General features: G+C 39.0%; 17 protein-coding genes. 12 read left to right on the top strand and 5 right to left on the bottom strand.

Translation table 11 applies throughout. From position 1 onward, the window contains the following. Positions 1 to 128 precede the first annotated feature (128 nt). The 11 genes from ACT3RM_RS06125 (at position 129) to ACT3RM_RS06075 (ending at position 7,761) form a co-directional block, all read left to right on the top strand. Entirely contained in the window at positions 129 to 794 is a 666-nt protein-coding gene (locus ACT3RM_RS06125) for a Bax inhibitor-1/YccA family protein (protein ID WP_441836115.1), read from the top strand. A gap of 55 nt (positions 795 to 849) precedes the next feature. Continuing rightward, complete coding sequence (tusD, locus tag ACT3RM_RS06120; protein ID WP_441836116.1) at positions 850 to 1,203, top strand: sulfurtransferase complex subunit TusD; 354 nt, start codon at positions 850 to 852, stop codon at positions 1,201 to 1,203. Further along, positions 1,200 to 1,556 (top strand): sulfurtransferase complex subunit TusC, encoded by a 357-nt coding sequence (gene tusC / locus ACT3RM_RS06115; protein WP_441836117.1) that lies wholly within the window; start codon positions 1,200 to 1,202, stop codon positions 1,554 to 1,556. Before tusD ends, tusC begins: the two co-directional genes overlap by 4 nt. Next, entirely contained in the window at positions 1,553 to 1,819 is a 267-nt protein-coding gene (locus ACT3RM_RS06110) for a DsrH/TusB family sulfur relay protein (protein WP_441836118.1), read from the top strand. Before tusC ends, ACT3RM_RS06110 begins: the two co-directional genes overlap by 4 nt. A gap of 3 nt (positions 1,820 to 1,822) precedes the next feature. Beyond that, positions 1,823 to 2,152, top strand: coding sequence for a TusE/DsrC/DsvC family sulfur relay protein (locus ACT3RM_RS06105; protein WP_441836119.1), 330 nt, complete (start codon positions 1,823 to 1,825; stop codon positions 2,150 to 2,152). Next, complete coding sequence (locus ACT3RM_RS06100) at positions 2,153 to 2,803, top strand: pseudouridine synthase (RefSeq protein ID WP_441836120.1); 651 nt, start codon at positions 2,153 to 2,155, stop codon at positions 2,801 to 2,803. Positions 2,804 to 2,960: 157 nt separating this feature from the next. Next, positions 2,961 to 4,061 carry a tRNA 2-thiouridine(34) synthase MnmA gene (mnmA, locus tag ACT3RM_RS06095; protein ID WP_441836121.1) on the top strand — a complete coding sequence of 367 codons (1,101 nt, stop codon included), beginning with the start codon at positions 2,961 to 2,963 and terminating at the stop codon, positions 4,059 to 4,061. After that, positions 4,061 to 4,663, top strand: a complete 603-nt coding sequence (hflD, locus tag ACT3RM_RS06090; protein ID WP_441836122.1) for a high frequency lysogenization protein HflD — start codon at positions 4,061 to 4,063, stop codon at positions 4,661 to 4,663. Before mnmA ends, hflD begins: the two co-directional genes overlap by 1 nt. Before the next feature lie 35 nt (positions 4,664 to 4,698). After that, positions 4,699 to 6,069 (top strand): adenylosuccinate lyase, encoded by a 1,371-nt coding sequence (purB, locus tag ACT3RM_RS06085; RefSeq protein ID WP_441836123.1) that lies wholly within the window; start codon positions 4,699 to 4,701, stop codon positions 6,067 to 6,069. A gap of 77 nt (positions 6,070 to 6,146) precedes the next feature. Next, the gene (locus ACT3RM_RS06080) at positions 6,147 to 7,292 is read left to right on the top strand and encodes a JmjC domain-containing protein (protein WP_441836124.1); all 1,146 of its coding nucleotides are present in this window, start codon (positions 6,147 to 6,149) and stop codon (positions 7,290 to 7,292) included. 10 nt (positions 7,293 to 7,302) lie between these two features. Continuing rightward, positions 7,303 to 7,761, top strand: a complete 459-nt coding sequence (locus tag ACT3RM_RS06075) for a GNAT family N-acetyltransferase (protein ID WP_441836125.1) — start codon at positions 7,303 to 7,305, stop codon at positions 7,759 to 7,761. Between the two features lie 77 nt (positions 7,762 to 7,838). On the opposite strand, the gene ACT3RM_RS06070 is transcribed toward ACT3RM_RS06075, so the two are convergent. The 5 genes from ACT3RM_RS06070 to ACT3RM_RS06050 form a co-directional block, all read right to left on the bottom strand. Next, the gene (locus ACT3RM_RS06070; protein WP_441836126.1) at positions 7,839 to 8,285 is read right to left on the bottom strand and encodes a DUF4826 family protein; all 447 of its coding nucleotides are present in this window, start codon (positions 8,283 to 8,285) and stop codon (positions 7,839 to 7,841) included. A gap of 645 nt (positions 8,286 to 8,930) precedes the next feature. Then, a complete protein-coding gene (locus ACT3RM_RS06065; RefSeq protein ID WP_441993059.1) occupies positions 8,931 to 10,175 on the bottom strand; it encodes a lipoprotein-releasing ABC transporter permease subunit in 1,245 nt (414 codons plus the stop codon). Beyond that, positions 10,165 to 10,863, bottom strand: coding sequence for a lipoprotein-releasing ABC transporter ATP-binding protein LolD (lolD, locus tag ACT3RM_RS06060; protein ID WP_441835315.1), 699 nt, complete (start codon positions 10,861 to 10,863; stop codon positions 10,165 to 10,167). Before lolD ends, ACT3RM_RS06065 begins: the two co-directional genes overlap by 11 nt. Further along, entirely contained in the window at positions 10,856 to 12,073 is a 1,218-nt protein-coding gene (locus ACT3RM_RS06055) for a lipoprotein-releasing ABC transporter permease subunit (RefSeq protein ID WP_441835316.1), read from the bottom strand. The genes lolD and ACT3RM_RS06055 overlap by 8 nt, the downstream gene beginning before the upstream one ends. A gap of 316 nt (positions 12,074 to 12,389) precedes the next feature. Next, positions 12,390 to 13,265, bottom strand: a complete 876-nt coding sequence (locus tag ACT3RM_RS06050; protein WP_441835317.1) for a LysR family transcriptional regulator — start codon at positions 13,263 to 13,265, stop codon at positions 12,390 to 12,392. A gap of 101 nt (positions 13,266 to 13,366) precedes the next feature. On the opposite strand from ACT3RM_RS06050, the gene ACT3RM_RS06045 reads away from it, so the two are divergent. Continuing rightward, the gene (locus ACT3RM_RS06045) at positions 13,367 to 14,488 is read left to right on the top strand and encodes an S-(hydroxymethyl)glutathione dehydrogenase/class III alcohol dehydrogenase (protein WP_441835318.1); all 1,122 of its coding nucleotides are present in this window, start codon (positions 13,367 to 13,369) and stop codon (positions 14,486 to 14,488) included. The last annotated feature ends 52 nt before the right edge of the window (positions 14,489 to 14,540 follow it).

Genomic DNA, 14,540 nt, shown 5'->3' with positions numbered 1-14,540 from the left:
TTATTTATCTCTCTATTGAACTACAAAGGTTTGCCCAAATATATAAGTCTTGGTAATCTAACTTAAGTTATAAAATCTAGTTGGTTATTACAACTTAATAAACAGGTTTCATTTAAAGGAGCTCTACAATGGCATTTAATCACTCGTACAATACCGCTAACCCGGTTATGTCGACCGTTGAAACAAACAAAGTATTAAAGAATACTTATTTCTTACTGGCCATGACATTAGCATTTAGTGCAGTGACAGCCGGTATTTCAATGGCCTTAAACCTACCTTACTTTATGGGTTTGGTTTTTACTTTAATTTCGTTTGGCTTACTTTTTGTAGTCAATAAAAAAGCAGAAAGCGCATCAGGCGTAGCTTGGGTTTTTGCTTTTACAGGTTTGATGGGCGCAGGTCTTGGGCCGCTTCTAAACTACTATGCAGCAATGCCTAATGGAGCAATGTTAATTATGCAAGCATTAGGCTCTACTGCATTAATTTTCTTTGGTTTATCTGCTTATGCACTTAATACTAAAAAAGATTTCTCATTTATGGGCGGTTTTTTAACGGTTGGATTGTTAGTCGTTATCGTTGCCAGTATCGTTAACATCTTCATCGGCAGCTCGCTAATGTTTATGGTGTTAAACGCTGCGGTGGTATTAATCATGTCAGGTTTAATCTTGTTTGATACAAGCCGTATTATCAACGGTGGTGAAACCAACTATATCCGCGCTACGGTATCTTTATACTTAAGCGTATATAACTTATTTACTTCATTACTTGCTTTACTCGGCGCAAATAATGACTAATTAAAAAGTTCTGTTAAAATAGCTCCTTTCTAGGGGCTTTTTTTTTGGATTTATTTTGGCAAAATTTGTTCTTTCTCTTCATACTGCACCAACTGATCATGACACGGTTCAGCGGCTGATTAAATTTATCAACGCATGTGTTGATAAACAGCATACTATTGCCGCAGTATTTTTATACCAAGCAGGCGTTTATCATGCTAGTAACCACCTTGAACTTGCCTCTGATGAGCTTAATGTCCCTGCTTTATGGCAATCAGTTAGCGCACTTAATATTCCCTTATTATTATGTGTCACCGCAGCAGAGAAGCGCGGCGTAGATATCACTAATACAGCCCCATTCACTGTCGCGGGCCTCGCTGAGTTTGCCATGCTTGCCAGTGAATCAGACAAGTGGGTGCAATTTAAATGAAAAATATTTTAGTTCTCAGTCAGCACAGTCCATTTGACGATCAGCATATTCGTGAAGCCCTTGATACCACCTTGATATTCGCCGCTATTGAACAAAACATTAGCTGGCTTTTTAGTGGCTCAGCAGTCCTTGCTTTAAAAGCTGCACAACAACCACAAACCATAGGTTTAAAAAATCACTTCAAAACGATTAAAACACTGGAACTATATGATGTAGAAAACGTTTATATATGCGAGAAGTCAATGATTGATCACAACTTGAAGCAGTCAGAATTACTGTTACCCGTAAAAGTCGTGAGCTTTGAACAACAACGACAATTACTTAAACAACAGCAGCAGGTTGTTACTCTATGAGCACATTACATATTTTTGCAAAACCGGCCTCTCACTATATCGGCCATGAGTTAGAAAAACGGATAAGTAAAGATGACAGCGTAATACTTGTCAGTGATGCCTGTTATAGCACAGAGCAATTTAAGCAGCTTTCAAATCAATTATATATTTTAAAAGAAGATGCATTCGCTCGAAACACCACTTTTAATGAAAACGATGCAGCAATAGATTATGCCGCATTTGTTGATTTAACCTTAAATACCGATAATACAATTAGCTGGTAACAGATGCTCAAATTTAACAATCAACACATAACAACTGACAAACAAGGCTATTTACTCGACAGTAACGATTGGTCTGAGGCGCTTGCACCCGTTATTGCCGAACAAGAGAATATTACACTCAGTGAATCTCATTGGGAGGTTATTCATTTTGTGCGAGATTTTTACCTTGAATATAACACCAGCCCTGCCATTCGTATGTTGGTAAAAGCAATGGCTAAAGCGCTAGGAGAGGACAAAGGTAACAGTATTTATTTATATAAACTATTCCCTAAAGGCCCCGCTAAACAAGCCACTAAAATAGCAGGTTTACCCAAGCCGGCACGGTGTATATAAATGCCTGCTAAAAAGCCATATAAATCATTGAGTCGTAATAGCGGACGAACTTATACGCGTAAACCTGTAAAGCGCGAAACTAAACCGCCTATTAGCCCCGATGAACGTAAAGTCGTGTTATTCAATAAACCCTTTGATGTACTTTGCCAGTTTACTGACGATCAAGACCGGCAAACCCTAGCTGACTTTATAAAGATAAAAAACGTTTACGCCGCAGGTCGTCTTGATAAAGACAGCGAAGGCTTACTGCTACTAACAAATTGCGGAAAACTACAACACACTCTTACAGAACCGAATAAAAAAACGGCTAAAACTTATTGGGTGCAAGTTGAGGGAGAGCCCACTCAAGCATCTATTAATGCACTGTGTAAAGGTGTTGAACTAAAAGATGGCCTAACAAAACCCGCTAATGTAAAGGTTATGCAAGCCCCCGATATTTGGCCACGCAACCCACCCGTTCGAGAGCGAAAGTCAATCCCAACAAGCTGGATTGAAATAACCATAACAGAAGGACGTAACCGTCAAGTTAGACGTATGACTGCTCATATTGGCCACCCAACTTTACGGTTAATTCGCTACAGCATTGGTAAGTACACATTACATGGTATTGCCAATGGCGAACTTAACGTTATAAATAAGCCAAGTATTTAGCTGGCTTCTTTTAGTTTGCTAAATGACTAATTAATTCAGCCATTTTTAGCGTTTCAATTAGTGTTTAAAAGTGCCGCGATTTTGGCTGGTTTGAGCACTCAAAATCATGCTATAATCCCGGCCTTTCCAAGGCAGTTAAAAAGTAACAGCGAGTATTATGAGCGAAAATAATCACATTAAAGTCATCGTTGGTATGTCCGGCGGTGTTGATTCTTCTGTATCAGCGTATTTATTAAAGCAACAAGGCTATCAAGTTGAAGGCCTGTTTATGAAGAACTGGGAAGAAGATGACAATGATGAATATTGTGCTGCCGCTGATGATTTAAAAGACGCGCAAGCCGTGTGTGAAAAGCTCGATATTGAATTGCACACAATTAATTTCGCTGCTGAATATTGGGATAATGTGTTTGAGTACTTTTTAGAAGAGTACAAAGTAGGCCGCACACCTAACCCTGATGTCATGTGTAATAAAGAAATCAAATTCAAAGCATTCTTAGAATTTGCAGCCGGCGCCTTAGGTGCTGACTTCATTGCCACAGGACACTACGTACGCCGTGAGCTACGGGGTGATAAATATGTTATGTGTCGCGGTCTTGATGACAACAAAGATCAAAGCTATTTCTTATATACACTAAGCCATGAGCATATTGCCCAAACATTATTTCCCGTTGGTGATATCGCAAAGCCTGACGTACGCCGCATAGCAGAAGAGCAAGACTTAATTACCTACGATAAAAAAGACAGCACAGGCATTTGTTTTATCGGTGAGCGTAAGTTTAAAGATTTTTTACAAAAGTTCTTACCAGCACAACCTGGCATCATTGAAGATACCGACGGAAATAGTGTCGGTGAACATGAAGGCTTGATGTACCACACACTTGGCCAACGTAAAGGTCTGTTAATAGGTGGTCTGAAAGAGGGCTCAGGTGAACCTTGGTACGTGGTTGATAAAGACATTGCCCGTAACGTATTAATTGTTGGCCAAGGTAAAGATCACCCTCGCCTATTCAGTAATGGCTTAAACGCAGACCAACTACACTGGGTTGATCGTATAGGGCCTAAAGGCACAACACGATGCACTGTAAAAACTCGTTACCGCCAAGAAGACCTTCCGTGTACTTTATTGGTCGGTGATGATGGATTAGCCCGAGTGCTATTTGATGAGCCGCAAAAAGCGGTTACTCCCGGACAGTCTGCAGTTTTTTATGAGAATGAAATATGTTTAGGCGGCGGTATTATTGATTCGGTGATCAAATAATGAATGAACACCAAGTTATGGCCTTGGCTGCAATGTGCCAAGTTGCTAAGCAAGTACAAAAAATAGCGCAATATGGTTCAAGTAACGATTTTGAACTAGAAAAGTTATTAAACAGTATTATTCAAACATCGCCAGATTCTCCTGAAGATGTTTACCGAGGCAAAGATAATCTACGCGAAGGTTACAAAGCGCTAATAAATCAACTTAGTGCTGGTGCCCAAAAGGACGTTGAGATCGTCAAATATGTAGGTGGTTTAATGCAGCTAGAGCGCGCATTAAACTCTAAACCAGACAGTTTAAAAGAATTAGGTCGACGCATCGATGATATTCATCGTCGCCTCGAACACTTTTCAATTACGGATGACACCGTAATTGCAGGCCTTGCTGATATTTATTCTACGGTGCTAAGCCCCCTTGGGCATCGTATTCAGGTATATGGCAAGCCAGAGTTATTAAAACAACAACTCACGCAAAACAAAATCCGCGCATTATTATTAGCCGGAGTTCGTAGTGCTGTGTTATGGCGACAAATGGGCGGTAAACGCCGTAATTTTTTCTTTGCAAAAAGAAAAATACTCGCTATTGCTAAAAACCATATTTAATTATTATCGTTCAAAACTAAAATTTAGGAGTTATTATGGAGCTTTCAGCGTTAACCGCTATCTCTCCGGTGGATGGTCGCTACGGCAACAAAACCACTGAACTACGCAGTATTTTCAGCGAATTTGGCTTAATCAAATACCGCGTTAATGTTGAGGTTCGTTGGTTACAAGCCTTATCGCGCGCAAGCGAAATTAATGAAGTACCAGAATTTAGCGACCAGGCCAATGCCCTACTTAATGCCATTGTTGATAACTTCAGTGAAGCGGATGCACAGCGTGTTAAAGACATAGAAAGCACCACTAACCATGATGTTAAAGCCGTTGAATATTTATTAAAAGAAAAAGTAGCTGATAACGCTGAGCTTCATGCTGTTAACGAATTTATTCACTTTGCATGTACTTCAGAAGACATCAACAATCTATCTCATGGTTTAATGTTAACAGAAGCACGTAAAACAGTATTACTGCCTTATTGCGATAAGCTCCTAACTGCAATTAAAGACAAAGCCGTAGAATATAAAAATGTACCCATGATGACCCGTACTCACGGCCAACCTGCTACACCTTCTACAATGGGTAAAGAGTTTGCCAACGTATATATGCGTTTAAAGCGCCAACGTGACCAAATCGCTAACGTTGAAATACTCGGTAAAATCAATGGTGCTGTAGGTAACTACAATGCACACTTAAGCGCTTACCCTAATTACGACTGGCATAACCATGCAGAGCAATTTGTAACAAGCCTTGATCTTAGTTTTAATCCATTTACAACGCAAATTGAACCGCATGATTACATTGCTGAATTGTTTGATGCGATTGCGCGTTTTAATACAATTTTGCTTGATTTTAACCGTGACATTTGGGGTTATATTGCCCTTAGCCACTTTAAGCAAAAAACCATTGCTGGTGAAATTGGTTCATCAACCATGCCGCATAAAGTAAACCCAATTGATTTTGAAAACTCGGAAGGTAATTTAGGGCTTGCTAACGCTATTTTTTCTCACCTTGCGCAAAAGCTGCCTGTTTCTCGCTGGCAACGTGACCTTACCGACTCAACGGTTCTGCGTAACCTAGGTGTTGGTATGGGCTATACGCTAATTGCTTATCAATCAACCTTAAAAGGTGTTAGTAAATTAGAAGTAAACGAACAACGCCTACTGGATGAGTTAGATCAAAACTGGGAACTGCTTGCAGAGCCAATCCAAACAGTAATGCGTAAATATAGTATTGAAAAACCATATGAAAAGCTTAAAGATTTAACCCGTGGTAAGCGCGTTAATCAAGTTATTATGGCTGAGTTTATTGACGGTCTTGATTTACCAGAAGAAGCTAAAGTAGAAATGAAAAAACTAACACCGGCAAACTATATTGGCCGTGCTGTTGAGTTTATCGATAACCTAGCGTAACTATTTATTCGAGCAGTATTTAAAAAGCGAAAAGCTCTCCTTTCGCTTTTTTTATCTCGCCACTTTAGGTGTATAGCATGTATCAATTAGCAATTAACGATTTATCTAAGCAAGAATTTTTAAGCCAATACTGGCAAAAAAAGCCGCTATTGATAAAGCAAGGCTTTAAGCACTTTGTTGACCCACTTGATGCCAATGAGCTTGCAGGCTTAGCTATGGAAGAAAGTATCGAGTCGCGTATTATCACTAATCATGATAACCAATGGCATGCCTATCACGGACCATTTGAAGATTTTGAGCAACTTAGCGAGCAGCACTCCACCCTACTTGTGCAAGCTGTTGATCACTGGCATGGCGATGCCGCACAATTGCTCGAGCCATTTCGGTTTATTCCTAACTGGCGAATTGATGATTTAATGATCAGCTTTTCCACTCCAGGAGGTGGTGTTGGTCCACACCTTGACCAATACGATGTATTTATCATTCAAGGTGAAGGAAAACGTCATTGGCGCGTAGGCTTACCCGATAACAACCTTAGACAATTTGTAAAAAACAAAAGTTTGCTGCAAGTAGAACAGTTTGACGCAGTAATTGACTGTATTTTAGAACCAGGTGATATCTTATATATTCCGCCAGGTTGCCCGCACGAAGGTTATGCAGTTGAAAATGCATTAAATTACTCTGTCGGTTTTAGAGCCCCTAATCAACGTGATTTAATCTCGCAATTTGCCGATCATTTGATTGATACAGAACTTGGCAATAAGCGTTATAACGATCCTGCATTGGCACTGAGAGAGTCTAAAGGAGAGTTAAGTAACGATGAAGCACAGCAAATTAAACAATTAATGATAGCAGCAATAGAAGACGAAACTGTGTTTAAAACCTGGCTTGGCAATAGTATTAGCCAACCAAAGCATGACATGGACTTAGCACCACCTGAGCAGCCTTACACCTTAGCCGATTTGAAAGACTTATTAGTTGATGACGATATCGTATTTGAACGCCTAGGTGGGACTCGTGCGGTTTATCAAGTATTAGACGATTCAGTATTACTAAGTATTAATGGCACTAATTATTTACATGACTTAACGTGTTTAGCAGATATTAAATTACTTAGCGATAATAACACTATTGCAGCAAGCGAAATAAATAGTTCAAAAAACAACCATACATTTTTAAAAACCTTCACTATATTATTAAATGAGGGTATTTGGTTTTGTTAGGAGTGCAATTATGGGCTATCGAATTGACAAAGTTGAATGGAAGATCAATAAAGAATTGCTACAACAAATAAGAGAGCGAGTTTTTGTTTGTGAGTTACACATTCCCAAACATATTGAGTTTGATGCACTTGATAACACCGCCCAACATATTTTAGTTACTGATGATACTCAATGCCCAGTCGCCACTGGGCGTTTATGCAATGATGGATTGATAGGTCGTATTGCTGTATTACCCGAACACCGTAACCGCAGTGTTTATAAATCACTATTAACGTTTATCGTGCAACTAGCTCAACAACAAGGCTGTGATTCAGTTAGTATCAATTGTATTTTAAATGAAGTTGAACGCTTTAAAAGCAATGGCTTTGCTACCGAAGGACATGTTTTTATGGAGGCTGGCATCGCAAGGCAGCGTATGCAATGCCCTATAAATCAATTTGTTACTAAACCATTTACCTTAGTCCACTGATACGCCATACATAAAGTATAAAAAAGCGAACCCTTTGGCTCGCTCATAAATAAATTACGTTTACTGTAAATCAACTATTAAGACGGCTCGTTAACCCACATTTCTTCTTTTTCATATAGCTCATAAATACCTTGTGCTCTATTAATCAGCAAATTGGCAAAATCAACCTTGGTTTTATCACCAGCACCCGTCTGCATAATTTGATCAGCTTTTAACTGCCACTGTAATGAAAAGTAACGCAGTGTGTCACGGGCATTCTCAGACACATTGGCCGGCGCTGAATCTGTTGGTAAACGGCCAGTGATCACCCAATAACTTTTACCATCCTGCGCTTTAAACTTCCAAAGTGCTACAAGTGGCGCAATAAAGCGGCTTTCTTTTTCATTTAAGGATTTTGGCATTACACCTTTTTCAGCAAGATGTTTTTGTGCATTTTGAAAACACTCACGTTGCCATAAAACACTTTGTTTATTTGCTTCTTCTTGTTGTTCTTGGGTTGCTTTATTTGCTTGTTCTTGTTCCATTATATTTACTCTTTTATGACATTATAGATACTGTAAGGGCTAATAATACAGGCCGCAAGTATAAATGCCGCGTAATACCATGCTTGTTTACAAAGACGGCTATCATGTACAAGCTCATAGTTTTATTACTTAGCCCTTAAAACACCCTTAATGGTTGTTGGCGTATCAGCTTTGCTCCATTTTGCAAAGGAATCTAAATGCTTCTGCGACTCTTACGCTGCTTTATCAAATCATTTACTGACTATAATTTTAATACGTTTGAGAACCTATGAATAACGGTTAATAGCCTAACCTTTAAAAACAAAAACATGCAGGCTAATCAAGAATCGTACTTAGTAGAAAAGCTTTCGGGTATTTATCATTTATTCTGCATTATCCCTATATTTATTGAGTCTGGGATGTAGGAAATCCCCGCATTATATAGGCTTTGCCTTGCCTAAAAATAAAAACTCACTGCTGCAAACTTAATGTTGAAAGATAAATAGACCCTTTAATTTCCTGTCAACAAGCATACGTGTAAATACGCCAGTAAGCGCATTTACCTTAGGCTACTGCAAAAACACGTCACTAATATGCGCCGATTTTTACCAGTCTTTACCACTTTCTGATCAATTTCATCAAACCACTTATGACTGGAGGCTACCTTTAGTTACCTAACACCTTCGCCGGATCAACCCGAGTCGCCTGCCATGCAGGATAGATTGTTGCAAGTACTGCTAAAATAAATGTTACAATAACGGTTATTACAATATCTTTCCACACCAGCCGACTCGGTAGGAACTCAATAAAATATACTCCCTCAAGTGGGTTTTTTGACATTAGTTGGCTTATCCAAATAAACAACTCACTGATATTGAGCGCCAGTACAACACCGATAAACGTACCTAATACAACACCTATGAATGCTTGAGTAAGACCTTGCATAACAAAAGTAGCGACGATTGTACTATCCTGTGCTCCCATGGTTTTTAATATTGCAATATTAGACTGCTTCTCTCTCACTTCCATTACTAATGATGAAACAATATTAAAACTAGCCACCGCAATAATTAAAAATACCACAATATAAACAATCGTTCGCACCATCTGTATATCTTGGTATAAGCTTCCTTGAGTTCTAAACCAACTAGAGATATACACATAATCATCTATTGTTTGCCCTACTTTAAGTGCGATATTGTGAGCTTGAAAAATATCATCGACAGCTAAACGTAACCCCGTCACCTGCTCGTCACTATAGCCCAATACTGACTGTGCTTTATTTAAATGGATGAAGGCGGCTGAATTATCTATTGGCCCTCCCATATTAATAACACCAGCTAGGGTAACTGTAAGACGCTTTGGCGGTAAAATTTGGCTAGAGGTATTATTAATTTGCGGAATTAATAATGTCACCGCATCCCCCATTTCCAAACCTAACTGCTTAACAACTAACCGACCTAAAATTAGTTCATCAGTACCTAATTGATTTACTAATTTACCTTTAGTAAATTGATTAACTGCGGAAACATTTTTCTCGAGTTCAGGGCTAACACCTCTAATTTCAACGGCTTTAATCTCATTTTTAAACTGCGCCATACCATTAACAGCAATAAATGGAGCAGCGCCAGTAACATGGTTTTGATTACTTAGACTTTGTACTTTACTTGGCCAATTTTCAATAGGTTTATCTGGGGCGACATATTCAACTTGCGGAACAACACTTAACAACCGATGCGCTAGTTGTTGCTCAAAACCATTAATAACAGACAATGCAACAATCAGCACAGCAACACCTAGCAATATGCCTATCGTCGATGCTTTAGCAATAAAGCTGACAAACCCATTTTGTCCTTCTTTATTCCCTGAGTGAGCTCGAAAACGTTTACTTAAAAAAGCACTAAGCAACATGACCGCTCTCTTTAATCGCTATTTTACCATTGTCTAGATAAGCAATTTTACCCAACTTGTCAGCTAACTCTAAATCATGGGTAACAACAACAAAACTGGTATTGAGACTCTCGTTAAGTTGTTTAATTAAATCATAAATTTTAATCGCATTTTGTTTATCTAAATTACCTGTAGGTTCATCAGCAAGCACTAAAGCAGGCTCAGTCACTAAGGCTCTAGCAATTGCAACACGTTGACGCTCGCCACCAGATAACGCTGATGGTTTATGTTCAAAGCGATGGGCCAATCCTACTTTATCAAGCATTCCTTTTGCTTTTTGTTCAGCATCTTTAGCACTGAGCCCTTTTATCAATAAGGGCATCGCAACATTTTCAAGTGCATTAAATTCCATTAACAGATGATGAAACTGGTAAATAAACCCCAAGTTATCATTTCTGAATTTAGCTTGCTCAGCCCGGCTAAGTTTTGCAACTTGTTGACCTTTAATTTTAGCTATCCCATCGGTTTGACTATCTAAGGTCCCTAAAATATGTAGCAAGGTGCTTTTTCCTGAACCTGAACTACCAACGATTGCAAGCATTTCACCTTGTGTGAGGCTTAAATCAACGCCTTTTAATACTTCTACTTCATTTGTGCCGTCTTGATAAACTTTACGTAATTGTTCACAGTCGATAACTAAATCATTCATAGCGCAATACCTCTGCAGGACTAACTTTGGCCGCTTTACGGGCCGGGTATAAGGTTGCTAAAAAGCTCATAATAATACTGCCTAATACAATTACAATTAGGCTAACCGCATCATATTTTACGGGTAATAAAGCACCTGACAATAGGTTAATACCTAGTAAACTTTGTATTTCATTAATATTCGCACTTAGTAAAAAGCCTAAAGCGGCACCAATACTGGTACCAATTAAACCGTTATATAAACCTTGGATCATAAAAACTTGTTGCACTTGTTTAGGTGTTAGACCTAACGTTTGTAAAATCGCAACTTCACTTTGTTTTTCACTCACCATCATGGTTAATGCTGACACGATATTAAAAGCAGCAACGAGTACAATAAGCGCAAGTAGCATCGACATAATACGTTTTTCCATTGCAACAGCAGCAAACAATGTCCCTCTTGATTGTCGCCAATCACTATAATTTTGAGTATCTAGTAATGGAGAAACAGACGCAAAGAAATCATCTAGCAAAAATGGATCGTTAAGGGAAATACTTAAATTTGGTGCATTGTCTTGTGGAAGTTTCAACACCCGTTGCAAAGACTCACCACTGGTAATGGCAAGCGCTTTATCGATATCAGATCCTGTCTCGTATATTGCAGCAACAGTAAATAAACGTTGGCTTGGAATGCGCCCTAACGGCGTATACGTACTTGTGTTAGGTAAAATAACACGCACCTTCTCGCCTAAACGAATATTAAGCATACGCGATAAGTAGCGGCTAACCGCTAACTGATAACGGTCTGCCATAACATTTTCCCAATTACCTTCGACTATCTTATCGCTTACTTTATATAATGATGCATTGTCATCATATAGTCCTTGCAGTAGGACACCATTGAGATCTTTATTCGTCTGTAGAATCGCTTCTGCATGGCGATACAAACTAGTGTGCTTAACTAACTCAGAGCTACTTAAATCAGCTTTAAGTTTTTGCATTTGTTTAATTGATTGCTTCGACGAAGATACTTCAACGTGAGGGATCAAACCTAGCATATTTGTTTTAAGGCTGTTTTCAAAACCATTCATAACAGCACTCACTGTAAATAAAGCCATTAAACCAATAGCGATACCCGCAATAGAGAAGAACGAAATAAAGGAAATAAAGGCATTACCTTTAGAAGAGCGACTATATCTCAGCCCTATGAATAGGCTAGCTGGTTGAAACATAATTATTAATTGTCATATTAAATACTAATTATATGCGCATACTAGCATAAAAGTGAGTCTTGAGGGTAAGCAAAAAGATGTAAAAATTAATGTCAAATCTGATACTTGTATCGACTACAAATACCAATGGTATTTAGTTATCGAGCTATTCATTTGATAAAAATCGCTCAATAACAAAGTAAAATTATAAGGTATAGTTTTTCTCGGAAATTGCTCATGTATTATTTTATCTTTTGTACCTAATTAGTCATACCCAATTGATTTAAAATAAAATAATGAGTTATTTGTACGCTAAAGTAGTCATGCTTTAATAAAGCTAGTATTGACTAAGCGCTGAGACCATATGATCAAGTAGGGCTTTTACATTAGTCGCAACAAATTGCCTTGGCGGGTAAACCCCCCACACTCCCTCAGGCTTAGGCTGGTAACGCGTTAAAATAGGCACTAAGCAACCCTCCTTTAAATCACCTTCAATATAATAATTAGGTAATTGCACAATACCTAGGCCTTTTTTTGCTGCGTCAGCAAGCGCCCAACCACTGTTACAGTTAAGCCTTCCAGCAATTTTGATATGCTTATCACGTCCTTGTTCGTTCACTCGCCAATAATGACTATTACCCACTAAACAATGGTGCTCACTGAGCTCTGCCAAGGTATGTGGCTGACCAAAGCGTGATAAATAGCTCGTTGAACAACACATTACAAAGTGCCTACTACTGAGTCTTCGTGCTTTAAGACTAGAATCTTTTAAATGGCCTAAGCGAATTGCTAAGTCAAAGCCGCCTTCTAGTAAGTTTTCTTGTTCGTTACTAAGTGCCATTTCAACTTCTATATCGTTATGCTGCTGCATAAAATCATGCACCGCTGGCATCACAAAATTTTCGCCATACATTACTGGTGCTGTCAGCTTTATTTTACCTTTAGGGGTACTTTGCTGCTCTGCTAATAATGCAGTTGCTTCATCCATAGCATGTTGTAAATGCTTGGTTTGATGTAAAAAAGCCTCCCCCTCTTTGGTTAATACCACCTTACGTGTAGTTCGCGTTAAAAGCTGGGTGTTTAAGCGTTGCTCAAGCCCTGTAACTTGTCGGCTAATGTGTGCAACCGAAACATTAAGCTGTGTGGCTGCGCGGGTGAAACTACCTTGCTCACCCACCGCGATAAATTCATCTATGCCTAACCAACGATTCATTATTACCATACTGTAAAAGTGTTTTATTAAATTGAAGATTAACATTCTCTGAGAAACAAATAAAATAAACATTTACGCAATTAAACTAGCAAGGAAATACCATGTCTGAATTTATAAAATCAAAAGCAGCCATCGCTTGGGGCCCAAATCAGCCATTATCGATAGAAGAAGTGGATGTAATGATGCCTAAAAAAGGCGAAGTTTTGGTAAAAATAACGGCAACGGGTGTTTGTCATACTGATGCATTTACATTATCTGGCGAAGATCCAGAAGGTATTTTCCCTGCCATTTTAGGTCACGAAGGCGGCGGTATCGTGGAGGCTGTTGGCGAAGGCGTTTCAAGTGTTGAGGTAGGGGATCATGTTATCCCACTTTACACTGCTGAGTGTGGTGTATGTAAAATGTGTACTTCGGGTAAAACTAACTTGTGCTCTGCAGTACGTGAAACCCAAGGTAAAGGCTTAATGCCTGATGGGACCACGCGTTTTTATAAAGACGGTGAGCCAATTTACCATTATATGGGTTGCTCTACTTTTTCTGAGTACACCGTATTACCAGAAATATCATTAGCTAAAGTAAGTAAAGAAGCCCCTCTTGAAGAAATTTGCTTGTTAGGCTGTGGTGTAACCACCGGTATGGGCGCAGTGACTAAAACAGCTAACGTTCAAAATGGCGATACCGTTGCTATTTTTGGCTTAGGTGGTATAGGTTTATCAGCAATAATTGGGGCTCGCATGGCTGGAGCAAGCCGTATTATCGGTATAGATATAAACACCAACAAGTTTGAACTAGCAACTAAGCTGGGCGCAACTGATTTAATTAACCCGAAAGATTATGACAAGCCAATTCAAGAAGTTATTGTAGAGCTTACCGACGGTGGCGTTGATTACTCGTTTGAATGTATTGGTAACGTTGATGTAATGCGCTCAGCTCTTGAGTGTTGTCATAAAGGTTGGGGAGAATCCGTTATTATAGGCGTAGCTGGTGCAGGACAAGAAATTTCAACGCGTCCATTTCAACTAGTGACTGGTCGCGTATGGCGTGGGAGTGCATTTGGTGGCGTTAAAGGTCGCTCTGAATTACCTGAAATTGTTGAGCGTTATATGGCTGGTGAGTTTGCATTAAATGATTTTATTACCCACACCATGAAGCTTGAAGAGATTAACGACGCTTTTGACTTAATGCACGAAGGGAAAAGTATTCGTTCTGTTATTCATTATTAAAATTACCTCAGCAGAGCTTGCCATTGGCTCTGCTGTAATTAAAAGGGATCGA

Origin of the sequence: Pseudoalteromonas sp. AOP7-A1-14 (genome assembly GCF_052376275.1) — a bacterium.
Lineage (GTDB): Bacteria > Pseudomonadota > Gammaproteobacteria > Enterobacterales > Alteromonadaceae > Pseudoalteromonas.
Note: the sequence above shows the minus strand (reverse complement) of the source record. Positions and strands in the feature narration are given on the sequence as shown.